The organism is Massilia sp. IC2-278, from assembly GCF_020708045.1.
In the GTDB taxonomy this organism is placed as follows: Bacteria; Pseudomonadota; Gammaproteobacteria; order Burkholderiales; family Burkholderiaceae_D; genus Telluria.
Map to the genome: position 1 here is coordinate 296,969 of NZ_JAJFES010000005.1, position 22,814 is coordinate 319,782.

At 65.6% G+C, this 22,814-nt stretch carries 19 protein-coding genes; 6 read left to right on the top strand and 13 right to left on the bottom strand.

Annotation, left to right across the window (positions count from 1 at the left end; translation table 11 throughout):
- Positions 1-95: 95 nt before the first annotated feature.
- The 5 genes from pilQ to LK540_RS13075 are packed head-to-tail and all read right to left on the bottom strand — an operon-like array spanning position 96 to position 5,248.
- On the bottom strand, positions 96-2,288 hold the full coding sequence (gene pilQ / locus LK540_RS13055) for a type IV pilus secretin PilQ (RefSeq protein ID WP_229437735.1): 2,193 nt from the start codon (positions 2,286-2,288) through the stop codon (positions 96-98).
- The gene (locus tag LK540_RS13060; protein WP_229437736.1) at positions 2,285-2,821 is read right to left on the bottom strand and encodes a pilus assembly protein PilP; all 537 of its coding nucleotides are present in this window, start codon (positions 2,819-2,821) and stop codon (positions 2,285-2,287) included. The genes pilQ and LK540_RS13060 overlap by 4 nt, the downstream gene beginning before the upstream one ends.
- Positions 2,818-3,525: a type 4a pilus biogenesis protein PilO gene (locus LK540_RS13065; protein ID WP_229437737.1), complete on the bottom strand. Its 708-nt coding sequence runs from the start codon at positions 3,523-3,525 to the stop codon at positions 2,818-2,820. Before LK540_RS13065 ends, LK540_RS13060 begins: the two co-directional genes overlap by 4 nt.
- Entirely contained in the window at positions 3,522-4,187 is a 666-nt protein-coding gene (locus LK540_RS13070; RefSeq protein ID WP_229437738.1) for a PilN domain-containing protein, read from the bottom strand. Before LK540_RS13070 ends, LK540_RS13065 begins: the two co-directional genes overlap by 4 nt.
- On the bottom strand, positions 4,184-5,248 hold the full coding sequence (locus LK540_RS13075; RefSeq protein WP_229437739.1) for a pilus assembly protein PilM: 1,065 nt from the start codon (positions 5,246-5,248) through the stop codon (positions 4,184-4,186). Before LK540_RS13075 ends, LK540_RS13070 begins: the two co-directional genes overlap by 4 nt.
- Before the next feature lie 331 nt (positions 5,249-5,579).
- On the opposite strand from LK540_RS13075, the gene LK540_RS13080 reads away from it, so the two are divergent.
- Positions 5,580-7,919 carry a penicillin-binding protein 1A gene (locus LK540_RS13080; protein WP_229437740.1) on the top strand — a complete coding sequence of 780 codons (2,340 nt, stop codon included), beginning with the start codon at positions 5,580-5,582 and terminating at the stop codon, positions 7,917-7,919.
- Between the two features lie 212 nt (positions 7,920-8,131).
- Here the strand turns inward: LK540_RS13080 and cyaY are convergent, their stop codons facing one another.
- Positions 8,132-8,461, bottom strand: coding sequence for an iron donor protein CyaY (cyaY, locus tag LK540_RS13085; protein ID WP_229437741.1), 330 nt, complete (start codon positions 8,459-8,461; stop codon positions 8,132-8,134).
- Positions 8,462-8,500: 39 nt separating this feature from the next.
- On the opposite strand from cyaY, the gene LK540_RS13090 reads away from it, so the two are divergent.
- From LK540_RS13090 to LK540_RS13100, 3 genes are all read left to right on the top strand, one after another.
- On the top strand, positions 8,501-8,737 hold the full coding sequence (locus tag LK540_RS13090; RefSeq protein WP_229437742.1) for a lipoprotein: 237 nt from the start codon (positions 8,501-8,503) through the stop codon (positions 8,735-8,737).
- 18 nt (positions 8,738-8,755) lie between these two features.
- Positions 8,756-10,036: a diaminopimelate decarboxylase gene (gene lysA, locus LK540_RS13095; protein WP_229437743.1), complete on the top strand. Its 1,281-nt coding sequence runs from the start codon at positions 8,756-8,758 to the stop codon at positions 10,034-10,036.
- 78 nt (positions 10,037-10,114) lie between these two features.
- Positions 10,115-11,929, top strand: coding sequence for a DUF4153 domain-containing protein (locus tag LK540_RS13100; protein ID WP_229437744.1), 1,815 nt, complete (start codon positions 10,115-10,117; stop codon positions 11,927-11,929).
- Between the two features lie 9 nt (positions 11,930-11,938).
- On the opposite strand, the gene LK540_RS13105 is transcribed toward LK540_RS13100, so the two are convergent.
- From LK540_RS13105 to LK540_RS13125, 5 genes are all read right to left on the bottom strand, one after another.
- The gene (locus LK540_RS13105; RefSeq protein ID WP_229437745.1) at positions 11,939-12,565 is read right to left on the bottom strand and encodes a sulfite oxidase heme-binding subunit YedZ; all 627 of its coding nucleotides are present in this window, start codon (positions 12,563-12,565) and stop codon (positions 11,939-11,941) included.
- Entirely contained in the window at positions 12,565-13,563 is a 999-nt protein-coding gene (gene msrP, locus LK540_RS13110) for a protein-methionine-sulfoxide reductase catalytic subunit MsrP (RefSeq protein ID WP_229437746.1), read from the bottom strand. Before msrP ends, LK540_RS13105 begins: the two co-directional genes overlap by 1 nt.
- Positions 13,564-13,671: 108 nt before the next feature.
- Positions 13,672-14,871, bottom strand: coding sequence for a c-type cytochrome biogenesis protein CcsB (gene ccsB / locus LK540_RS13115; RefSeq protein ID WP_229437747.1), 1,200 nt, complete (start codon positions 14,869-14,871; stop codon positions 13,672-13,674).
- A gap of 37 nt (positions 14,872-14,908) precedes the next feature.
- Positions 14,909-17,002: a cytochrome c biogenesis protein ResB gene (locus LK540_RS13120; RefSeq protein WP_229437748.1), complete on the bottom strand. Its 2,094-nt coding sequence runs from the start codon at positions 17,000-17,002 to the stop codon at positions 14,909-14,911.
- A gap of 103 nt (positions 17,003-17,105) precedes the next feature.
- Positions 17,106-17,777, bottom strand: a complete 672-nt coding sequence (locus LK540_RS13125; RefSeq protein ID WP_229437749.1) for a cytochrome c — start codon at positions 17,775-17,777, stop codon at positions 17,106-17,108.
- 176 nt (positions 17,778-17,953) lie between these two features.
- Between LK540_RS13125 and yihA the strand changes: the two genes are divergently transcribed.
- Positions 17,954-18,673 (top strand): ribosome biogenesis GTP-binding protein YihA/YsxC, encoded by a 720-nt coding sequence (gene yihA, locus LK540_RS13130; RefSeq protein WP_229437750.1) that lies wholly within the window; start codon positions 17,954-17,956, stop codon positions 18,671-18,673.
- Positions 18,674-18,688: 15 nt separating this feature from the next.
- Complete coding sequence (gene hemB, locus LK540_RS13135) at positions 18,689-19,702, top strand: porphobilinogen synthase (RefSeq protein WP_229437751.1); 1,014 nt, start codon at positions 18,689-18,691, stop codon at positions 19,700-19,702.
- A 291-nt stretch (positions 19,703-19,993) separates the two neighbouring features.
- Here the strand turns inward: hemB and LK540_RS13140 are convergent, their stop codons facing one another.
- Both LK540_RS13140 and LK540_RS13145 read right to left on the bottom strand, forming a co-directional pair.
- Complete coding sequence (locus tag LK540_RS13140; RefSeq protein WP_229437752.1) at positions 19,994-21,673, bottom strand: tyrosinase family protein; 1,680 nt, start codon at positions 21,671-21,673, stop codon at positions 19,994-19,996.
- A gap of 218 nt (positions 21,674-21,891) precedes the next feature.
- Complete coding sequence (locus tag LK540_RS13145; RefSeq protein WP_229437753.1) at positions 21,892-22,803, bottom strand: hypothetical protein; 912 nt, start codon at positions 22,801-22,803, stop codon at positions 21,892-21,894.
- Positions 22,804-22,814: the final 11 nt, after the last annotated feature.

Below are 22,814 nucleotides of genomic sequence, written 5' to 3' on the forward strand. Positions count from 1 at the left end.
ACTCATGCAGCCGGCATACGGCCCGGCCCTTGAAACAGCGCAGCGACGCGTTCTGAGGGCGTCGCTGCACGAAAGTCAAACGGTTCCAGCTTGTTTCAGCGCGTTACCGCCGCGCGCTCGGCCACGATCTTCGGGGTGATGAAGACCAGCAGTTCGGTCTTCGCGCTTTCGCGGCCCTTGGTCTTGAACAGGTAGCCCAGCACAGGCACGTCGCCCAGCAGCGGCACCTTGCTCTCGTTGCTGCGCTCGGTCTGCTGGTAGATCCCGCCCAGCACCACCGTGCCGCCGTTCTCGACCATCACCTTGGTCTTCACGTGCTGGGTGTTGATGGCGAAGCCGGCACGGGTTTCCTCGCCCTTCGAATCCTTGCTGACGTCCACTTCCAGCACCACGTTGCCGTCCGGGGTGATCTGCGGGATCACTTCCAGGCGCAGGTTGGCTTTCTTGAATTCGATCGAGGTCGCGCCGCTGGAGGACGCCACCTGGTAAGGCAGCTCGATGCCCTGCTCGATCACGGCCACCATCTTGTCTTCGGTGACCACGCGCGGGCTGGAGATGATCTTGCCCTTGCCGTCGGCTTCCAGCGCCGACAGTTCCAGGTTCAGGAAGCGGTTGTCGGACGAGGAGAACAGGCTGAAGGCCAGGCTCGGCGCGTTGATGCCGCCGATCGCCGCCGCCGGCAGGTTCACCAGGGTCGAGTTGTCGAAGGTGCTGCCGGCGGCCTGGCCGGTAACGGCGCCGGTGCCGGCCAGGGTGCCGCTCAGCGCCAGGCGGTTGCTGCCGCCCACGCCGTAGCCGGCATCGCCGCCGGCGGCGTTGCGCGCATCGTTGAAGCCGATCTTGGCGCCCAGGTTGCGCGAGAAGCCATCGTTCGCTTCCACCAGGCGCGCCTCGATCAGGACCTGCTTCGAGGCGATGTCGGTCTTCTGGATCAGCATCCGGATGTCCTCGATCTTCGAGGCGATGTCGGTCACGAACAGCTGGTTGGTGCGCGGGTCGATGATGGCGCTGCCGCGCTTGGACAGCACGCGGTTGCGGTCGCTGCCGCCGGCGGCACCGGTGCCGGCATCCAGGCCGAAGACGGTACGGAAGGACTCGGCCTTCTGGTAGTTCAGCTGGAAGATCTCGGAGCGCAGCGGCTCCAGGTCGGAAATCTGCGCGCGCTGCTCGAGCTCGAGCTTCTCTTTCGTGAGCAGCTCTTCCTTCGGCGCGATCCACAGCACGGTGCCGTTCTTGCGCATGTCCAGGCCTTTCGACTGCAGGATGACGTCGAGCGCCTGGTCCCACGGTACATCCTTCAGGCGCAGGGTCAGGCTGCCGCTCACGGTGTCGGCGGCGATGATGTTCAGGCCCGAGATGTCGGCCACCGCCTGCAGCGCGGCGCGCACTTCGATGTTCTGGAAGTCGAAGCTGATCTTCTCGCCGCGGAAGCCCTGCGGGCCGCCCAGCTTGTTCGGGTCTTCCTTCACGGCGCGCACGTCGACCACCAGCTGGGTTTCGCTCTGGTAGACCGATTGCTCCCACTGGCCTTGCGCTTCGATGACCATGCGCACGTTCTGGCCCTGGGCCGAGGTGGTGACGCTTGATACCGGCGTGCCGAAATCGGTGACGTCGAGGCGGCGGCGCAGCGCTTCCGGCAGCGCGGTGTTCAGGAAGTCGACCTGGACCCGGTTGCCGAGCTGGCGCACGTCGACCGCGGTCTGGCTGTTCGGCAGGTCGACCACGACGCGGCCTTCGCCGTTGCTGCCGCGGCGGAAGTCGAGGTTGCGCAGCTGGGCGCGGGCGGGCGGCACGGCAGCCTGCGCTGCCCCGGCCGGCGCCGTCACGGCCGATGCCGATGCCGATGCGGCGGCGCCGTCCACGGTCACCAGGATCGACTTGCCGCTGATGGCGGCGCTGTAGCTCACCGTGCGCTTCAGGTTCAGCACCAGGCGCGTGCGTTCGCCGGCCTGGATCACGTTCACGCTGCGCAGGTCGCCCAGGTTGACGTCGTGGCTGCTCTTGCCGGTGGCGTTCGCGGTGGCGCCGAAGTCGAGGGCGATGCGGGCCGGGTTGGTGATGGCGAAGCCGAGCGGCAGCTTGGCGGGAGCCTCGCGCATGGCGATGTTCAGAACCACGTTCGGGCCCTGCTGGTTGGCGCTGATCGACTCGATGGCGTTCGCCGGCGCAGCCTGCTGGGCATGCGCCACGCCGGCACCCAGGATGACGGCCGCCAGCAGCAGCGCCGCACGCAACAGCCAGCCCGGCAGGAAGCGCGCCGCGCCGCTGTTCATTGCAAATTGGGTCATTTCCCGGTCTCCTTACTTTCCTGCAACTCCAGCTTCGATATGCGCTCGACCCAATCGCCGCTAGCGTCCTGTACCATTTCCTTGATTTCCACTGCCGCCGGCGTCACGCGCGTCACCAGGCCGAAGTTCTGGCCCAAATGCTGGCCGGCGCGCACGCGGTAGATGCTGCTGTCGATGCGCAGCAGCGCAAAGCTGGCGCCGCCCTTCTGCATCATGCCGACCATCGTCATCGTGTCCAGCGGATAGGCTTCGAGCGCCTCGCGCGGCCGGTTCATGTCGGGCTGCAGCGCGCTGCGCGCCTGGGCCAGCAGGCCGGCCTCGGCCATCTTGGCCGGGCTGAACGGGTCCACCGCGCCCCCCTGGTCGTAGGCGAAGGGAATGAATTCCTTCGAGGCCGGCAGCGGTTTCACCTTCGGCTTCGTTTCGCTTTTCACCTGCTCCATCCAGCTGCGCACTTCGCGCACGTCGCTGTCGCCGCAGCCGGCCAGCAGCAGGGCCGGCACCAACGCCAGCATGCCATGGCTCATCTTCATTTCGCGGCCCCTTTCGCCTTTTTGCTTCCTTTGCCGCTTTTGCCACCCTTGCCGCCGGCCTTTGCCTTCTGGCGCGCGGCCTTCTGCTCGGCCAGCTCCTCGGGATCGAGGTAGCGGAAGGTCTTGGCGATGGCTTCCAGCGTCAGGCTGCCGTCCTTGTTGGTCTCGAGCGACATGTTATTCAGCGTCACGATGCGCGGCATGTGCGCCATGTCGGCGGCGAACGCGCCCAGGTCGTGGTAGCTGCCGCTGATGCGGATGTCGATCGGCTGCTCGGCGTAGTAGTCGCGCACCACCGGCTGGTTCGGGCGGAACAGCTCGAACGCCAGGCCGCGGCCGACGCCGGCCTGGTTGATGTCCGACAGCAGCGCCGCCATCTCGGCCTTGCTCGGCAACTGCTTCTCCAGGCGCTCGACCGACTGGTCGACCTGGACTTTCTGCGCCTGCAGCGCCTCGAGGTTGACCGCCTGCGCGATCTTCTTCTGGTAGGCGGTGCGCAGCTTGGCTTCCTGGGCCGCGCCGGCGTCCTGGGCTTCGAACTGGCCCTGCCAGTAGGCGAAGTAGCCGAGCACGATCACCAGCGCCATCACGCCGGCCGCGCACAGCAGGCGCGGCGCCAGCGGCCACTGGCCGGGCGGGCGTCCCTGCAGGCCCTCGAACTGGGCCCCCAGGTCGGCGCTCCATTGTTTCAGGTCGATGTTCATGGGGTGGCTCCATCCTTTGCCGCCAGGGCCGATGCCGCCAGGCCTTTCTTGTTGCCGCCTTCGCTACCCTCGCTACCCTCGCCGCCTTCGGCTTCCTCGGCTTCGCGCGGGCGCTTGATGTTCACCGCCAGCGTGAACTCGACGGCCTTGCGCGCCAGCTTGTTCTGGGTGACGGTGGCGGCTTTTACTTCGGTCAGGTCGGGCTGTTCCAGCCACGGCGACTGGCCGGACAGATTGCGCAGCATCTCGGCCACGCGCTCCTGCGACTGGGCGTAGCCGTTCAGGGTCACGCGCTGGCCGTCCTGCTTCACCGACTTCAGGAACACGCCGTCCGGGGTCTGGCGCACCAGCTCGTCGAGCAGGTAGACCGGCTGGTTACGGTCGCCCTGCAAGTCCTCGACCGCCTGCTGGCGCGACTTCAGCGCCTCGATTTCTTCCTTCAGGTTGGCGATGTCCTTGATCTTCTTGTCGAGCTTTGCGTTCTCGTTCTTCAGCGCCAGGTTGCGCTGTTCCTGGATGGCGATGCGGCTGGCGTTCCAGCCGCCCACCAGCAGCACCACCGCGCCGCCCAGCAGGGCGCCGAGCACCAGCATGGCGACAAAGGCCTTCTGCTTCTGCTTGCGTTTCGCTTCCCGGTGCGGGAGCAGGTTAATCCGGATCATCCGAACCTCCGCAGGGCCAGGCCGCAGGCAACCAGGCAGGCCGGGCCTTCCTGGCGCAGTTGCTGTTCGCGCACGCCGGGGGCCAGCAGCATGCCGTCGAAGGGCGCCACCGGCGCCGTCGGGATGCGGGTGCGGCCGCCGATCAGTTCCACCAGGCCCGGCAGCAGCGCATTGCCGCCCGCCAGCCAGATCTGGTCGATGCGGGTGTAGGGCGTGGAGGTGTAGAAGAACTGGATCGCGCGCGTGACTTCCAGCGCGGCGCTTTCCAGGAAGGGGGCGAGCAGGTCGGCGCGGAAGTTCTCCGGCAGGTCGCCGGCCTTCTTGCGCGCCTCGGCTTCCTCATAGCTCAGGCCATAGGTGCGCACGATCTCCTGGGTCAGCGTGTGGCCGCCGAAGGGCTGTTCGCGTTCATACACGGTGTCGCCGTCGAGCAGCACCGAGACCTGCGTCATGCTGGCGCCGATCTGGAACAGCGCCACGATCTTGTCCTTGCCGCCGCCATGGGCCCTTTCCAGGGCCGCGCGCGCGGCGTAGGATTCGATGTCCATGACGGTGGCCACCAGGCCGGCCGCCTCGGCCAGCGCCACGCGGTCCTCGACCTTTTCGCGGCGCGCCGCGGCCAGCATGACTTCCATGTCGTCCGGCGAATTGGCGGCCGGGCCGACCACGTCGAAGTCCAGGCTCACTTCGTCGAGCGCGAACGGGATGTACTGGCTGGCCTCGGATTCGACCTGCACTTCGAGCTGGTCTTCGCCCATGCCGGCCGGCAGGATGATCTTCTTGGTGATGACGGCGGCCGGCGGCATGCCCAGCGCCACGTTGCGGGCACGGGTGCCGCTCTTTTTCCAGATGCGGCGCACGGCCTCGGCCACCTGGTCGAAATTCTCGATATTCCCGTCGACCACGGCGCCGCGCGGCAGGGCTTCGAAGGCATGGCGCTCGAGGCGCAGCGCACCCTTGCCGGCGTCGGCCAGCTCCACCAGGCGCAATCCCGACGTGCTGATGTCGAGGCCGGCCAAAGGCGGAATGGCCTTGCCGAACAGCGAACCCAGATTGATCACGAGCGTACTCCCTCACTGCTGTCTGCCGGAGCAGAACGATATTTGAACGCCCGCGTTGGGGAAAGAATTGGTTGAGAAGCCTTCATAAAAAGGCTATTTATTGCACATATATGAGGCATCACGTTAAATCGTAGCAATAAGGGTGCGGGCCGACAAGATATTTCTGCACAGGAACACTACAATCCGGCGCGCGCATGCCACACTCGTTACTGCCTTGGAAACAGGCTTTGTCGGACTGTTATCGGATCGCGCGCAAGACCCTTGTCCTCTTGACTTCGTCCACCAGAAAAGCCCCTGTTTTATAATGAGATGGATCAACAATGTGAACGCCATGAAATCCAAAACCGATTCCAAGTCTTCTTCTCCGAACAAGTTCAGCGCCAAACGCCTGGTCCTGTGGGCGATTGGCGGCCTCGCCGGCCTGGCACTGACCGGCGTGCTGCTGGTGGTGTTTGCCCTGGCCATGGCCTACCCGAATTTGCCGGCCCTCGACACCATCACCGACTACCGCCCGAAGATGCCGCTGCGGATCTTCACGGCCGATAACGTCCTCATCGGCGAGTTCGGCGAAGAGCGCCGGACCCTGGTGCGCTTCAAGGACATCCCCGACGTCATGAAAAAGGCGGTGCTGTCGATCGAGGACGACCGCTTCTACCAGCACGGCGGCGTCGACTACATGGGCGTGCTGCGCGCGACCCTGCACAACGCCACCAGCAGCTCGCGCCAGGGCGCCTCGACCATCACCCAGCAGGTGGCGAGGAACTTCTTCCTCTCCAGCGAACAGACCCTGAAACGCAAGGCCTACGAGGCCCTGCTGGCCTGGAAGATCGAGAAGAACCTCACCAAGGACCAGATCCTCGAGGTCTACATGAACCAGATCTACCTGGGCCAGCGCGCCTTCGGCTTCCAGTCGGCGGCCCAGATCTACTTCGGCAAGGACCTGAAGGACATCAGCGTGGCCGAAGCGGCGATGCTGGCCGGCCTGCCGAAAGCCCCATCTGCTTACAATCCTGTCGTGAACCCGACCCGCGCCCGCACCCGCCAGCAGTACATCCTGCAGCGCATGCACTCGCTCGGCTACATCACCGACGCCCAGTTCGAGACCGCCAAGGCCGAGGAACTGAAGATCAAATCCGACAGTACCGCCTTCGGCGTGCACGCCGAGTACGTGGCCGAGATGGCGCGCCAGCTGGTGTACGAGCAGTTCAAGGAAGACACCTATACGCGCGGCCTGAACGTGTTCACCACCATCACCAAGGCCGACCAGGACGCGGCCTACCTCGCCGTGCGCCGCGGCGTGATGGACTACGAGCGCCGCCACCCTTACCGCGGCCCGGAATCCTATATCGAGATCCCGAGCAACAAGACCGAAGCCGACGAAGCCATCGAGGCGGAACTGGCCGAGAAGCCCGACAGCGACGACATCGTGGCCGCCGTCGTGCTGCAGGCCTCGCCGTCGCAGGTGACGGCGGTGCTGGCATCGGGCGAAGAAATCAAGATCAGCGGCCAGGGCCTGTCGTTCGCCTCGAGCTGGCTGTCCGCCAAGGCGGCGCCGAACCGCCGCATTCGCCGCGGCGCCCTGATCCGCGTGATGCAGGACGGGACGTCGGCCTGGAAGATCACCCAGATGCCGGAAGTGGAATCGGCCTTCGTTGCGGCCAGCACCGAGGATGGCGCGATCAAGGCGCTGGTCGGCGGCTTCGACTACAACCGCAACAAGTTCAACCACGTGACGCAAGCCTGGCGCCAGCCGGGTTCCTCGTTCAAGCCCTTCATTTATTCGGCATCGCTGGAGCGCGGCCTGTCGCCGTCGACGCTGGTGAACGATGCGCCGATCTCGTTCGACGCCGGCCAGACCGGCGGCCAGGCCTGGGAGCCGAAGAACTACGACGCCCGCTACGAAGGCCCGATGACGATGCGTCGCGGCCTGACGAAATCGAAGAACATGATTTCGATCCGCATCCTGAACCGCATCGGCGCGCGCTACGGCCAGGAATACGCGACCCGCTTCGGCTTCGACGCCGAACGGAATCCCCCGTACCTGACGCTCGCCCTGGGCGCCGGCGCCACCACGCCGCTGCAGATGGCCGGCGCCTACGCCGTGTTCGCCAACGGCGGCTACCGCGTCAGCCCGTATTTGATCTCGAAGGTCACCGACAGCGCCGGCAAGGTGTTGTCGGAAGCGCGGCCGGAACGCGCCGGTGTGGAAGCCAACCGCGTGATCGATGCGCGTAACGCCTTCCTGATGGACTCGATGCTGAAGGACGTGGCGCGCTACGGCACCGCGGCCAAGGCCTCGGCCACGCTGAAGCGCACCGACATCGCCGGCAAGACCGGCACCACCAACGACTCGATCGACGCCTGGTTTGCCGGCTACCAGCCGAAGCTGGTGGGCATTGCGTGGATGGGCTACGACCAGCCAAAGAACCTGGGCAACAAGGAAACCGGCGGCGGCCTGGCCCTGCCGATCTGGATCGGCTACATGCAGACCGCGCTGAAGGGCGTGCCGGTGGAAGAGCGCGAAGTGCCGCCTGGGCTGATCATGGCGGAAGGGGATTATTACTACGTGGAGAACCCGCCGGGCACGGGCGTGCAATCGCTCGATGTCGGAGCCCCGCCACCACCGGCGCAGCAGAAGGCGCAGGACGCGGTGAGGAACGAGCTGTTCTAATAAAAGTTTAAATGAAAGAATATTTCACTTAAGACGCATCAGTGAAATATTCTTTCACGTAGGGTGGGCACCTGTGCCCACGCGGTCGTGCTCTTGCAAACCGCAATGCATCCGCCGTGCGTCAGCTACCGTATCGAACCACATTATCGACATGCGACCGGGGCACCGCGTGGACACAGGTGTCCACCCTACAACCCCGGCGCGATGCGCGCTTACCCCAACTTGACCGGGGCCCCACCCTGCTGCGTCGCCAGGTCCGACAGCGCCGTGAACAACTCGCTGTCATCCCGGGTATTCCTCCACTCGTCCCCCACCCGCTTGTAGTGGTAGCCGCCAGCCCGCGCCGCCACCCACATCTCCTTCAACGGCGCCTGGCTGTTGACGATGATCTTCGACCCGTTGGCGATGAATTCGATCTCCAGCACATTCCCGCTGCGCTTGCATTCGACGTCGACCACGTCCTGGTCGTTCAGCTCGTCGAAGCAGGTTTCGATACGGTCCAGCGTCGATTCGGCCAGGTCCAAAAATTCGGTTTCGGTCATGCTACACTCCAAGGTCTTGATCAAACCGTGATTCTAATCGTGAAGTCACCCATTGCGCTCTTCGTCCTCATCGCTTCCGCCCTGACCGGCTGCGGCCAGACCGGCCCGCTCTACATGCCGATGCCGCCAGCCAGGCCGGCACCAGCCAACGCGACGCTGGGCGCCATGCCGCTCGCCACGCCTGCTCCAGCCTCGGCCCCGGTGCAGACGACAGCCCCGTCGCCAGGCGCCGGCACGGCACAGCCATCGCCGACCAACGTCCCTCCTCAACAATAAGATCCCGCACCCAGATTCATGTCGCACTTTTCGTACCGAGACGGCGTCCTGCACGCCGAACGCACCGCCCTGTCCCGCGTCGCCGAGGAATTCGGCACCCCGACCTACGTCTACTCGAAGTCGGCCCTGCTGGAAAACTTCGCCGCCTACGCCGACGCTTGCCAGGGCCGAGACGCCCTGGTCTGCTACGCGATGAAGGCCAATTCCAACCTGGCCATCCTCGACCTGCTGGCGCGTGAGGGCGCGGGCTTCGACATCGTCTCGGGCGGCGAACTGCTGCGCGTGATCGCCGCCGGCGGCGATCCGGGCAAGGTGATCTTCTCGGGCGTGGGCAAGACCGAGGCCGAGATGCGCCTGGCCCTGGAACACGGCATCCTCTGCTTCAACGTCGAGTCGATTCCGGAACTGCACCGCCTGAACGAGGTGGCCGGCAGCATGGGCAAGCGCGCGCCGGTGTCGCTGCGCGTGAACCCGAACGTCGACGCCAAGACCCACCCCTACATTGCGACCGGCCTGAAGGCCAACAAGTTCGGCGTCGCCTTCGACGACGCGCTGGCGACCTACCGCACAGCAAGCTCACTGCCACACCTGGACGTGGTCGGCATCGACTGCCACATCGGCTCGCAGCTACTCGACGACGCGCCGCTCCTCGAAGCGCTCGATAAGCTGATCGAACTGATCGACACCCTGGACACCGAAGGCATCCATATCCACCACCTGGACATCGGCGGCGGCATCGGCGTCGACTACGGCGCGGCCGGCGACGCGCCGCCGGTGCCGGTGGGCGACTACCTGGGCCGCCTGTTCGCCCGCATCGACGCCTGGCGCGCCGCGCGCCACGATGGCCGCGCGGTGAAAGTGATCTTCGAGCCGGGCCGCTCGATCGTCGCCAGCACCGGCGTGCTGCTGACCCGCGTGGAGTTCCTCAAGCCCGGCGTGGAAAAGAACTTCTGCATCATCGACGCCGCCATGAACGACATGATGCGCCCGACCCTGTACGGCGCCTGGATGGACATGAAGGCGGTCGCGCCGCGCACCGGCGACGTGCCGGAACTGTACGACGTGGTCGGCCCGGTGTGCGAATCGGGCGACTGGCTGGCGCGCGAACGGGCACTGGCCGTGCAGCCGGGCGATCTGCTGGCGATGATGAGCGCCGGCGCCTACGGCATGACCATGGCCTCGAACTACAACACCCGCGGCCGCGCCGCCGAGGTGATCGTCGACGGCGAGCAGATGCACCTGGTGCGCCGCCGTGAAGAGCCGGTCGAGCTGTACGCGCTGGAATCGATGCTGAAATAAAGCGTTTTGCCGCCGACGTGCGTTGACGGCTTGATAAGATGTTAGGATGCTCCGGATAAACTTCCGGAGCATTTTTTTATGCACGCAGCTGTCCAGCCCGGCGCGGCGCCGGCATCCGAATCGTCCGCCATGCCACGCATCGCCCTGCTGCGCACCGGCATCGGCCTGGTCCAGGGCGTGATCCTCTATTTGCTCTACCTGGTTGCAGACTACGACGTCTGGCCCGCCATCGAACCCCTGTTGTTTGCGCCGGTGCTGCTGGTGGCGCTGTTCGCGCCCATCCTCCTGATCAGCGGCCTTGGCCACCTGACGCGGCGCCAGGTGCTCGCCTGGGTTTCCACGGCCGCGGTCCTGGTGGCGGCGCTGGCGGTGTACGACATCTGGCGCATGGGGAACATGCCGGAGCGCTGGAACGATTCGCATGTGACGATGCCTTCGGGCGAACTGTGCGTCTTCCTGGCCGCCAGCCTGTTCATCGCCCATGCCCTCGTGTTGTCCGGCGCGCACGACCGGCGCCGCATCGCCGCCTATGCCACCTATTTCGAAATCGCCTGGAAACTCGGCGTGCAACTGGCCTTCAGCGGCCTGTTCGTCGGCATCGCCTGGGCCGCCCTGCTGCTGGGCTCCGAGCTGTTCAGGCTGGTGAAGATCGACTTTCTGTGGAAGCTGATCCGCGAACCCTGGTTCGGCATCCCGGTGACGGCCTTTGCCTTTTCCAGCGCCATGCACCTGACCGACGTGCGCCCCGCCATCGTGCAGGGCATCCGCGGCCTGCTGCTGGTGCTGGCATCCTGGATCCTGCCGGTGCTGACCCTGATCGTCGCGGGCTTTCTCGCCAGCCTGCCGTTCACGGGACTGGAACCGCTCTGGGCCACGCGCTCGGCCGCTGCCGTGCTGCTGTGCGCCGACGCCGCGCTGGTTATCCTCATCAATGCGGCCTGGCAGAACGGCAGTGCGCCGGTGGTCCGGGTCATCCGCCTGAGCGCCCGTCTGGCGGCCCTGCTGCCCGTGCCGCTGACCGCGATTGCCATCTACGCGCTGGCGCTGCGCGTGGGCGAGCATGGCTGGACGGTCGACCGCATCGTCGCCGCCGCCTGCATGCTGGTCGCCAGCTGCTATGCCATCGGCTACGCGGCGGCGGCGCTGCGCAAGGGCTGGCTGGCCCTGCTGGCGCGGGTGAACATCGCCACCGCCTTCGTGGTGCTGGGCACGGTGCTGCTGCTGTTTTCGCCCCTGCTCGATCCGGCCCGGGTGTCGGTGAACAGCCAGCTGGCGCGCCTGGAAGCGAAGAAGGTCGGCATCGACAAGTTCGACCTCGCCTACCTACGTTTCGACGGCCAGCGCTTCGGCCAGGAAGCGCTGGCCCGGCTCGACGGCGCGGCCGCCACCAGCGGCGACCAGGCCTTGCATGAGCGGATTGCCGCCGTGAAGAAGATGCGCTGGCGCTGGGCCCAGGAAGAAGACCAGGTCCAGACGCCGGCTGCGCTGGCAAGCAAGGTGCGCGTCCTGCCCGAAGGCACGCGCCTGCCGGACAGCTTCCTGCGCACGGACTGGACGGCCGCAACGGGCGATATCTACCTCCCGCGCTGCCTGGTCACGGCCAGCGCACGATGCACCGCCTATCTGCTCGACGTGAACGGCGATGGCAAGGACGAGGTACTCGTCATGGACGAGGCGCACCCCTGGTCGCTGGTGGTGCAGGAAGATGCCGAAGGACGCTGGCACGCCCTGGCCACGATGAGCGTAGTCAAGTGCGGCAGGACGGAAGCAGGCAAGGCGGATGCGCTGCCGCGGACAGTCGCGCCGGCCTTGCCGGACATCGATTTCGGCGGCGGCAAGCGCTACCAGCTCAGTCCGGCCGGCAGTCGGGACCGGGATTGCTCCGGCCCCTGATGCCTTGGGTCAGGCGCGCACCGCCGCCCGCGCCTTGACCCGGCTCCAGTACACGCGCAGCGCCAGCAGCAGCGCCACGATCGCGGCAAACAGCATCGGCTGCGCCAGGTTGTTCTTGGCCGCCTTCATCCACCAGAAGTGCAGCACGGCGAGTGGCGCGACCACGTAGATCAGCCGGTGCAGCCACTGCCAGCGCTTGCCGCCCAGGCGCCGGATCATGGCGTTGGTGCTGGTCGCCGCTAAGGGAATCAGCAGCACGAAGGCGATGAAGCCGACCAGGATGAAGGGCCGCTTGGCGACGTCGCGCAGCATCGACGCGACATCGAAGAAATGGTCGAACCAGAAGAAGGCGATGAAGTGCAGCAGCGCATAAAAGAAGGCGAACAGCCCGATCATGCGCCGCAATTTGACCACCCAGTTCCAGCCCGTGAGCCGGCGCAGCGGCGTCACCGCCAGCGTGATGCACAAGGTGTACAAGGCCCAGTCGCCGCTCTGGTGCGTGATGTAGGCCAGCGGATCGACCGGCACGCCGGCCACCACCTGCCAGCCGCTCCACAGGAAAGGCAGCAGCGCCAGCACGAACAGCGCCGCCTTGATCGCGGTGATCTGTTTCGCCGAAGGACCCGCCGCCGCCATCAGAAGAACCTTTTCAGGTCCATGCCCACGTACAGCGAAGCGACCTCGTTATAGCCGTTGAACATCAGCGTATCGCGCTTGCGCTTGAAGAAGCCGTCTTCGCCGATGCGGCGCTCGGTGGCCTGCGACCATCGCGGGTGGTCCACCTTCGGGTTCACGTTCGAATAAAAGCCGTATTCGCGTGGCGCCGACACGTTCCAGGCCGTCTTCGGCTGGTCGCGCGTGAAGCGGATGCGCACGATGGACTTCGGCGACTTGAAGCCGTACTTCCAGGGCACCACCACGCGCACCGGCGCGCCGTTCTGGTTCGGCAGCACCTGGCCGTACATGCCGACGGTGAGCAGCGCCAGCGGATGCATGGCTTCGTCCATGCGCAGGCCTTCCACATACGGCCAGTCGAGCACGCCGCTCCTCAGGCCCGGCATCTGGGACCGGTCGGCCAGGGTGGTGAATTCGACGTACTTGGCGTTGCCGGTCGGCTCCACCGCCTTGATGAGGTTCGACAGCGAATAGCCGACCCAGGGAATCACCATCGACCAGCCCTCGACGCAGCGCAGGCGGTAGATGCGTTCTTCCAGCGGCGCCAGTTTGGTCAGGCTGTCGATGTCCAGGCGCAGCGGCTTTTTCACCTCGCCTTCGATGGCGACCGTCCAGGGCCGGGTGCGCAGGGTGTGCGCATTCTCGGCCGGATCGGTCTTGTCGAGGCCGAATTCGTAGAAGTTGTTGTAATGGGTGGCGTCGCGCAGCGAGGTCTGCGGCTCGGTGGTGGAAAAGGCCGGGTTGGCTTTCGCGGCCAGCTTCTGCACCGGCGCGGCGTTCTGCGTGGAGACGCCCTGGGCAAAGGCTTCGCGGTTCGCCATTTCCCACAGCGCGCTGCCGACGGCGGCGCCGGCGGCCATGCGCGCGATGAACTTGCGACGCTCCTCATACACCTCGCGCGGGGTGATTTCGGAGGCAAATGGCCGGTCCAGGCCGTTCGGGTTTTGTTTGATCAACATCGGGAACTCCGCAGGCAATCGACGTTCTACCTTACACCATTGCCTGCGGAACCGTCGGGCGCTTGGCCGATCGGTGATGTTGTGGGCGCGTTTCGGGTAACTCCGAAATTACAGCTCGCCGTAGGAATGCAACCCCGACAGGAACATGTTCACGCCCAGGAAGGCAAACGTGGTCACCAGCAAGCCCACCAGCGCCCACCAGGCCGCCATCTTGCCGCGCAGGCCGTTAATCAAACGCAGGTGCAGCCAGGCGGCGTAGTTCAGCCAGACGATCAGCGCCCAGGTTTCCTTCGGGTCCCACGACCAGTAGCCGCCCCAGGCTTCGGCCGCCCACAGCGCGCCGAGGATGGTGGCCACGGTGAAGAAGGCAAAGCCAACCGAGATCGCCTTGTACATCACGTCGTCCAGCACTTCCAGCGACGGCAGGCGGTCCGCCAGGATGCCATGCGATTTCAGGAGGTAGGCCGTGCCGACCATCGCCGCCAGGGCAAAGGTGCCGTAGCCGATGAAGTTGGCCGGTACGTGGATCTTCATCCACCAGCTTTGCAGGGCCGGCACCAGCGGCTGGATGGTGGCGGCGTCGCGCGACACCGTGTACCAGAGCAGGAAGGCGACCGCCGCCGAAATGATCAGCAGTACAAAGGCGCCCAGCTGGCGCGTGGCATAGCGCTCTTCGTAGTACAGGTAGAACAGCGCCGTGATCATCGCGAACAGGATGAACACCTCGTACAAATTCGACACCGGGATGTGGCCGACGTCCGGCCCGATCAGGTAAGACTCGAACCAGCGCACCATCATGCCGGTAAAGCCCAGCACCACGGCGGCCCAGCACAGGCGCGAACCGATGGCGCCGCCCGAGCCCGAGCGGCTGAGCAGCCCGATCCAGTAGAACACGGTCGAGAACACGAACAGCGCACTCATCCACAGGATGGCCGACTGGCTCGACAGCATGTACTTGAGGAAGAATTTCTGCTCGGCCGCCGCCAGCGAGCCGTCGTACATCGAGATCGCCCACAGCGACAGCAGGGCCACCACCGGCATCAGCCAGCGCACGGGCTTCCAGTGCCAGCCCAAGGCGGCAAAGGTCGGCGCCGACAGCAGCAGGATCGCGCGTTCGTAGCCGTCCATGAAGTGGGCGTAGCGGCTCAGCGCAAACAGGGCCGCGGCCAGCAGGCCGGCGCCGAACAGCCAGTCGATGGCGCTCAAGCGGCGGAAATAGCCGGGCGCTTCGGTGTACACGCCACCCTTGTCGATGCTGACAGGACGTGGGGTCGGGGCGGGGTGGGATGATTCCCGGGATGCTTCCATATCTTTCTCCAATGCTGCTGGTACTGGCAGCGTCAGCTTACGCCGATTGCGGCAGCTTGGCTGCCAGGTCGGCGAATTCTTTCTCGAAATCCAGGGTCTTGCGCTGGGTGCTCATCGCCATCAGGGCGTGGGCGCCGTCACCATCCTGGCGCACCCACACCCACAGGCGGCGCTCGCGGATGTAGAACATCGCAAAGATGCCGGCCACCAGCAGCACGCAGCCGAGGTAGACGATCTTCTTGCCCGGCGAACGCGTCACCTGCAGCACCGAGGCTTTTACTTCATGGAACTCGTCCAGCTGCAAATAGACCGGGGCGCCGTAGAAGAAGCTGTCCGACAGCGCGTTCGTCGCCAGTTGCAGGAAGCGGCCGTGCTTGTCGCTGCCTTCGATGGCCGCTTCGCCATCCTTGGCGCGGGCCACCTGCCACAGCTCCCACAGCACGCCGTTGAGCATCTTGATGAAGACGTTGGCCGCCTTTTCCTGCTCGGCCGCCGGGATCTTTTCCAGGAACTGGGCCACGGCGACAAAGCCGCCCGGTGTATTGTCGCCGGCAAAGATGCCGAGCGTGCGTTCGGCCGACTGGCGCAGCTGGTCGCCAAAGCCGGGCTGGCTCCCCTGCCCCGGCGCCAGCGCGCGCGCCGCGTAGCGTTCGGCGGCCTGCGTGCGCAGGGCCGGGTTGGCGAGCGCGGCGCGCAGGCGCATCCATTCGCGCACGCTGTAGTTGTCGTCGGCCGGGATGCGCAGGAAGCGGAAGCCTTCGGCCGGGCTGGTGCGCACGCCGGCCAGGAAGACTTGCGAACCTTCGAGCGTCACCGGCTGCATGTAGTTCATGAATTCGCGTGCCTGGCCGGTCTGGTCGCGCAGCTTGTATTGCACGCTCGGGCCGACGTTCTTCAAGTCCTTGTTGTTCGCGTTCTTGCCGGCCGAACCCGAGGCCTTGCCCAGGGTCGCCGCGAACTGCTCGTTGAAGGATTGGCCCTTGGTGACGGCGCGCACGTCGTTGCCGGCCGCCGTGTTCTCGACGTTGAAGGGACGGAAACCCGACCACTCGACGGCAAAGGCGCCGCTCGGCGTTTTCAGGTCGGTGGAATTGCCGACGACGCCGGCAATGTCGAAGGACTTCGACTCGGTGCCCGCCATCGGGAAGCCGGTGAGTTTGAGCTTGCTGCCGCCGTCCTCGAAGCTCGACTGGTAGACGGCCACGCCTTTATAAATCAGCGGCTCGTTGACCTTGATGGTGGCCGGGAAAGTCTTGCCCGCCTCGCGGTCGTGCACCACGACGTCGCTGGCGAACAGCTTCGGCATGCCGGTCGAATAGAAATCGATGTGGAATTTCTTCAGCTCGATGGCGAACGGTAAATCCTGCACCAGCACGCCGGTGGCCTGCGGCAGGATCGCGGTGTTGCCGGTCTGGCCTTCGGCCAGCAGGGTGTTGCCGCGGTAGGTCGGGTTGCCCAGGCCGAGGCGGTGCTGGGCCGGAATCTGGGAAATCACGCCAGTGCCGGCATACGGCGTCTTACCCAGGAACCATTGCTGGAAGCGGATGGGCAGTTCGGAATCGAGCATGCCGCCCAGCAGGATCACGATGATCGCCGTATGCGCGAAGATATAGCCGAACTTGTTGCCGGCGCCCTTCTTCGCCGCCACCAGGATGCCGTGGCCCTTGTCCACCACCTTCACTTTGTAGCCGGCGTGCCCGAGGCGGTTCGCGCTCTGCTGGGCCAGGGCCACGTAGTCGAGCGGCGTGCTCCATTCACTTTTGTGGTGGAAGTTGCGCAGCGATTCCTCGCGCACGTGGTCGCGCCAGCTGCGCATGTCGCGCATCATCTTCGGCGCGTTGCGCACGACGCACAGGCCGGTGGACACGATCAGCGCCAGCAGGATCGCCAGGAACCACCAAGCGGTATACACCGTGTACAGGCCGAGCTTGCGGAAGACTTCATACCAGAAGGGGCCGAACTGATTCACGTAGTTCGGCATGGCGTCGCCCTGGCGCAACACCGTGCCGATGATGGCGGCAATCGCCAGGATCATCAGCAAACTGATGGCAAACCGCATCGATGAGACCAGCTCGACGGCTTCGGCCAGCGCGCGCCGGCGCGTCTTCAATTCAATTCCCGTGGTGCTCATTCTCAGACTTACTTTCTCATGCGGTCAGGTGCGCCGCGAGTTTACAGCAAAAAGGGCGTCAGCTCGCGCTGGACGCCCTTTCCTTACGGGTGGAGCATACTGATCAGCGCAGGCCCGCGATGTAGTCGGCAACCGCCTTCATTTCCGCATCCGACAGGCGCTGGGACAGGACCGTCATCTGCGGGCTGTTGGCGCGCGCACCGGTCTTGAATGCAGCCAATTGGGCCAGGGTGTAATCTTGATGCTGGCCGGCCAGGCGCGGATACTGGATCGGGATGCCGGCGCCGGCGGCGCCATGGCAGCTGGCGCAAGCGGCGACGCCCTTGTCGGCAATGCCGCCGCGGTAGATCTTGCGGCCCAGTTCCACGGTATCCTTGTTCTTCGCAGCGCCCGGCTTCACTTTCTGCACAGCGAGGTAGGCAGCGATATTGCGCTTGTCTTCCTCGGTCAGCATCTTGGCGTAGGTGGTCATCACCGGGTTGTTGCGCTGCGGCGTCGTGAAGTCGACCAGTTGCTTGTGGGTGTAGGCTTCGAACTGCGCCGAGAGTTTCGGGTTCGCGACGATGGTCGAGTTGCCGTTGGCGCCATGGCAGGACAGGCAGGCCGGCAAGCCGCGCGCGGTGTCGCCGCTTTCGTACAGGGTGGCGCCTTTGGCAGGGTCGGCTTTGGCGGCAGCAGAAGCAGCGGCAGGCTGGGCTGCGGCAGGCTGGGCAGCGACAGGCTGGGCAGCGGCAGCGGAACCGAACGCCAGGGTGGCAAGCAACAACGATTTCATGAACACCGCACTAGCGGACGATACAGACACACGATTCATTCGAGCACCCTGAAAAAGTCGAAAACAGTTTGATATGTACTGCGGCCTTACCGGTGGCAAACAATTGATAACCCCTTATTGTACAATAGGATTGTTTCCTCCACGCCTCATTTCCTTGCATTTTTCACCTCTCTTCCATGTCCAAACTCTGGCAAGCCCGCTTCTTCACGACCGTCAACCAACTGCGTGATCTCCCGTCCACCCGGGTTCCCGAGATCGCCTTTGCCGGCCGCTCCAACGCGGGCAAGTCGACCGCGATCAATATCCTGACCAATCAAAAAGGTCTCGCCTTCGCGTCGAAAACGCCGGGGCGTACCCAGCACATCAATTACTTTTCGATCGGCGGCGCCCACGTCGGCCAGCACCGCAAGGACCCGACCATCGTCGAGGAAATCCAGGCCCTGCTGGTCGACTTGCCGGGTTACGGCTACGCGGAAGTGTCGGGCAACGCCAAGCTGCACTGGCAAAAACTGCTGGGCGACTACGTCCAGCGCCGCGAGCAGCTCGCGGCCCTGGTGCTGATCATGGATTCGCGCCGCCCCTTCACCGACCTCGACGTGCAGATGCTGGAATGGTTCGCCCCGACCGGTAAACCAATCCACTGCATCCTGACCAAGGCCGACAAGCTGAACCGCAACGAGCAGGCCAACGTGCTGCGCGAAGCCCGCGGCATCCTCGACAGCTATGTCGACGAGGACGGCGAAGGTTTCCCGTTCACGGTGCAACTGTTCTCCGCGCTGAAGCGGATCGGCATCGAAGAGGCGGACGCCAAGATCCAGGAGTTGATCGGCCTGTCCGGCAACGATGAAGATGAGGCAGGCGACGAGGAAGAAAACCCGGTCCCCGACCAATCCTGATAGAAAGCGATCACGATGAGTTCCATCATTACCGGCCAATACCCGAACACGCGCATGCGCCGCATGCGCCGCGACCCCTTCTCGCGCGCCCTGATGCGCGAAAACACCGTTACCGCCTCGGACCTGATCTACCCGGTCTTCATCCTCGACGGCGAAAACCAGCGCCAGCAAGTGGCCTCGATGCCGGGCGTCGAGCGCGTCTCGATCGACCTGCTGCTGAAGGTTGCCGAAGAATGCGTGTCGCTCGGCATCCCGGTGCTGGCCCTGTTCCCGGTGATCGACGCCTCGCTCAAGACCTACGACGGCGTGGAAGCGACCAATCCCGACGGCCTGGTGCCGCGCGCCGTGCGGGCGCTCAAAAAACACTTCCCTGAGCTCGGCATCCTCACCGACGTCGCCCTCGACCCCTACACCACCCACGGCCAGGACGGCTTGCCGGACGAGACCGGTTACATCGTCAACGAAAAGACGATCGCCATGCTGACGCGCCAGGCCCTGGCCCAGGCCGAAGCCGGCGTCGACATCGTCGCCCCATCGGACATGATGGACGGCCGCATGGGCGTGATCCGCAATGCCCTGGAAGAGCGCGGCTTCATCCACACCCGTTTGATGGCCTACTCGGCGAAATATGCCTCGGCCTTCTACGGCCCCTTCCGCGACGCCGTCGGCTCGGCCGCCAACCTGGGCAAGGCCGACAAGAACACTTACCAGATGGACCCGGCCAACATCGACGAGGCCCTGCGCGAAGTGGCGCTCGACCTGGCCGAGGGCGCCGACATGGTGATGGTGAAACCCGGCATGCCTTACCTGGACGTGGTGCGCCGCGTGAAGGACGAGTTCAAGGTGCCGACCTTTGCCTACCAGGTCAGCGGCGAATACGCGATGCTGAAGGCCGCCGCCCAGAACGGCTGGCTGGACCACGACAAGGTCATGATGGAATCGATGATGGCCTTCAAGCGCGCCGGCGCCGATGGCGTGCTGACCTACTTCGCGCTGGATGTGGCGCGCAAGCTCAAAGCTGGCGCCTGAGCGCGTCCCGAAGTCTGCTTATGAAAAACCGTGCTGCTGCACGGTTTTTTTTCGCCGTTTGCCGTCGTCGTTGCCGTTGCCGTTGCCGTTGCCGTTGCCGTTGCCGTTGTAGGGTGGGCACCTGTGCCCACGCGGTATGGTACGGATGAATAGGCGCGCCGTGAGCGGGTGAGGGGCGGGTAGCGGAGCGTTGCCTATCGTGTTCATCCGGTACAGACGTTTCGACACGCGGCGGTGCCATACCGCGTGGGCACAGGTGCCCACCCTACAGAACCCAACCCAATCCAAGCCTCAATACACCTCGACGTTCGCCGCGACTAATTCGACGTCCTCATCGCCCATGTCGTGATGCCCCATCATCGCGTGCATCGGCACCACCCGCAGCCGCAGCGCATCGTCGGACGATCCTGCCCCGCGCGCCGCGCTCAGCTTGGCGCCGAGCGGCAGCGCGAAGCTGAGTGCGCCGCAGGAGCCGCGGTGGCCGAACATTACGATCGTGGCCAGGTAGAAAGGGCTGCCGGCGTCGATGCCGTGCGGATTCTCCGGCCCGTTCAGGATCACGACGTACGGGTCGCGGCAAGCCTGCGGGAAGTTCAGCGTGATGTTCGCCACCACGGTCTGCCCTGCCTCGACCGCACTTTCCAGCGTGCCTGCCGTCACTTTCACCTGGGCCGTGGCCGGCCGAGCACCGCCGACCGCGCGGCTCAGCACCGATCCGGGAAACACGCGCCGCGCCACACGCTGCGCACGCGCCATGGCGCTGGCCGCCTTCGGCAGCGTTTCCTCGCCGCTCCCCGCCTCGTAGTCGTAGTCGAAGAAACCGGTGGCCTCGTAGTCGCCGGCGCGGGTCTGCGTCACCGGCGCGCCCTTGGCGTCGACGAAGAACAGCAGCGGTTCGCGTGCCCAGCGGTAGTAATCGGTGGCCCTTTCCGCTGCCGACTTCTGGTCGTCCGGCAAGTCGGTGCGCAGCTCGACGCCGGCCGGCAGGATCGGCAGGCCGAGCAGCGTCTGGCGGCGCGTCCAGACGTCCCACAGGCGGTCGATGTTCGCATGGTGCAGGAAGAACACCGGGTCGACCGGCGACAGCATGTCGGCCATGAAGCCGCGCGTTTCCGTGAAGTTGCAGTCGCGCGAGCCGACGCAGCGGTGCACCGAATTGTGCGGACGCGCTTCCAGCACGCCGAAGCCGGCCGAGACACTGTGATTCGCGCTCTTCGGGCTGGCAAAGGTGGGAAAGTCGGGCGCGTCGAGGGCGGCGCGGATCGTGGCCGGGGCCACCGCGTCGCTCGTCGCCAGCGAAATGCCGGGCCGCTCGCGCACGATGCCGCGCGCGCCTGGCTGGTCGTGGAACATGCGCCCGGACGGGTCGCGCAGGATGTCGAACATGACGTCGGCGTCGAAGCGGATGTTTCGCGCCAGCAGTTGGCCGTACTGCGAGTTGCGGGTGTAGACGCCGCCCGGCGAGGTCCAGTAGCCGGAACTCGCCACCGCCGCGGCCAGGCGCGCCTCGAACTCGGGGCCGGTGCCGTAGAAGGCGCTGTGGTTCGGGTCGAGCACGCCGTCGAACATGCCCTCGGGCAGGCGCTGCTCGGCGGTCCAGTCCCAGTATGGCAAGGCGAACTGCGGGTCGCCGCTCAGTTCGCGGCAGACCTGCTCGAACCAGCCGAGGTAGCCGCGGTGCCAGGGCAGGAACCACCAGTTGCCGTGCGGGCAGTCGAGGGTGTGGACGATGGCCTGGCGATACCAGTTGCGCGGGTCTTCGGGCGGCAGCGCCAGCATGGCGCGCACGGCGCGGGCGTAGCTCTGGAGCATGCGCACGCCTATCTTCGAGCTCGCGGCGGGGCGTCGCCAGCGCGCCCGTGCCGGCGGCTGGGCCAGCCCGGCGCCGAAGGGCAGCAGGCTGGCGCCGGCGGTGAGGACGGTGGATTGCAGGATGCGGCGGCGTGCGGGATTGACGGCGTGCTGGGTCATGACAGGCTCCGGTAGCGGAAACGGCGAGATGCCCGCCGGTGGCCTGTGAAGCGAACGCGGCGGGTACTCCGCTCAGCCTAAGCCGGTCTGGAGCGCACGGCGCTGGTGCAGCGCAAAGGCGTGCGGTGCAATCGTGCGGAGTGCGTGCCGCCGAAAAAGAAAAGGCCACGCATCGAGCAACGCGTGGCCAGCGGACAACGGCGGCGAATGCGCGCCGATCAGCGCGGCGGGCTGTAATTGGGGAACATTTCCTTCATCAGGAAAGCGTGCAGCTCGGCCGTATCCTTGGGCCGCGCACTCATCGTCACCACCTTGCCCAGGCGATGCGATTCCCATTCGAAGTCGCCGGTCTTTTCGCGGCGGATCAGTTCGATCATCTTCTTCACCACGGCGGTCTCGACGTCCGGCTCGCTGCCCTGCTCCACGGTCACTGCGGTCAGCCAGCGGCGCTTGAAGTTCGGGTTCCAGCCGCGGAACTTCAGGTCCATGCTGTGGAAGGTCTTGTTCGAGACCGAGAAGATGCCGCCGCTTTCGTTGGCGTCGTCGCGGCCGCGGTTATTGATGGCGGCAATGTTGGCCAGCGCATTCCTGGTGCCGCGTGCGGCTTCGCTTTCCTCTTCCGACTGGCTCGGCTCGGTGGCGCCGCGTTGGGCACGCTTGCGGGCGATGTACTCGGCCATGTCCATCGGCGGCGCTTCCTCGGGCTTGGCCTCCGGCTTCGGTTCGGGCGGCGGCGGCTCGACCTTGTCGACAATGCGCGGCTTTTCCTCGGGCAGCGTGATGGTGTCGGGCAGGCGCTCGACGCGCGGGGTCGTCGGCCGCGGCTGCGCCGGGTTCTTCGAGGGTTTGCTGGTCTTGGCCGGCGCCTGGGCCTGGGGCGGCTTCGGTTTCGACAGCGGTTGCACATAGACCACTTCCCCGCCCGGCGGCGGCTTGGCCTTTTTCTCGGTGCGTTCGGGCTGGTAGAAGTAGAGCGCTACCAGCAGCAGGTGCAAGGCGATCGTGACCGCCAGGCCGGTGCGGTTGGGCCCCTGCCTGCCATAGGTCGGCACCACGGCGCCAGGCAGCGGCTGTCCGCAATGCTGGCAAACATCGCTGTGCTCGGCGTAGGAGTGGGAATGGTCACGCAAGATCAATAAAA

What these genes read in the sequence shown, in the direction of transcription:
- LK540_RS13070 (WP_229437738.1), bottom strand. Translation starts at nt 4,187, where the DNA reads ATGATCCGGATTAACCTGCTCCCGCACCGGGAAGCGAAACGCAAGCAG.
- ccsB (WP_229437747.1), bottom strand. Translation starts at nt 14,871, where the DNA reads ATGGAAGCATCCCGGGAATCATCCCACCCCGCCCCGACCCCACGTCCT.
- LK540_RS13060 (WP_229437736.1), bottom strand. Translation starts at nt 2,821, where the DNA reads ATGAAGATGAGCCATGGCATGCTGGCGTTGGTGCCGGCCCTGCTGCTG.
- hemB (WP_229437751.1), top strand. Translation starts at nt 18,689, where the DNA reads ATGAGTTCCATCATTACCGGCCAATACCCGAACACGCGCATGCGCCGC.
- LK540_RS13120 (WP_229437748.1), bottom strand. Translation starts at nt 17,002, where the DNA reads ATGAGCACCACGGGAATTGAATTGAAGACGCGCCGGCGCGCGCTGGCC.
- LK540_RS13125 (WP_229437749.1), bottom strand. Translation starts at nt 17,777, where the DNA reads ATGAAATCGTTGTTGCTTGCCACCCTGGCGTTCGGTTCCGCTGCCGCT.
- LK540_RS13065 (WP_229437737.1), bottom strand. Translation starts at nt 3,525, where the DNA reads ATGAACATCGACCTGAAACAATGGAGCGCCGACCTGGGGGCCCAGTTC.
- yihA (WP_229437750.1), top strand. Translation starts at nt 17,954, where the DNA reads ATGTCCAAACTCTGGCAAGCCCGCTTCTTCACGACCGTCAACCAACTG.
- cyaY (WP_229437741.1), bottom strand. Translation starts at nt 8,461, where the DNA reads ATGACCGAAACCGAATTTTTGGACCTGGCCGAATCGACGCTGGACCGT.
- LK540_RS13140 (WP_229437752.1), bottom strand. Translation starts at nt 21,673, where the DNA reads ATGACCCAGCACGCCGTCAATCCCGCACGCCGCCGCATCCTGCAATCC.
- LK540_RS13100 (WP_229437744.1), top strand. Translation starts at nt 10,115, where the DNA reads ATGCACGCAGCTGTCCAGCCCGGCGCGGCGCCGGCATCCGAATCGTCC.
- LK540_RS13080 (WP_229437740.1), top strand. Translation starts at nt 5,580, where the DNA reads ATGAAATCCAAAACCGATTCCAAGTCTTCTTCTCCGAACAAGTTCAGC.
- pilQ (WP_229437735.1), bottom strand. Translation starts at nt 2,288, where the DNA reads ATGACCCAATTTGCAATGAACAGCGGCGCGGCGCGCTTCCTGCCGGGC.
- msrP (WP_229437746.1), bottom strand. Translation starts at nt 13,563, where the DNA reads ATGTTGATCAAACAAAACCCGAACGGCCTGGACCGGCCATTTGCCTCC.
- LK540_RS13105 (WP_229437745.1), bottom strand. Translation starts at nt 12,565, where the DNA reads ATGGCGGCGGCGGGTCCTTCGGCGAAACAGATCACCGCGATCAAGGCG.
- lysA (WP_229437743.1), top strand. Translation starts at nt 8,756, where the DNA reads ATGTCGCACTTTTCGTACCGAGACGGCGTCCTGCACGCCGAACGCACC.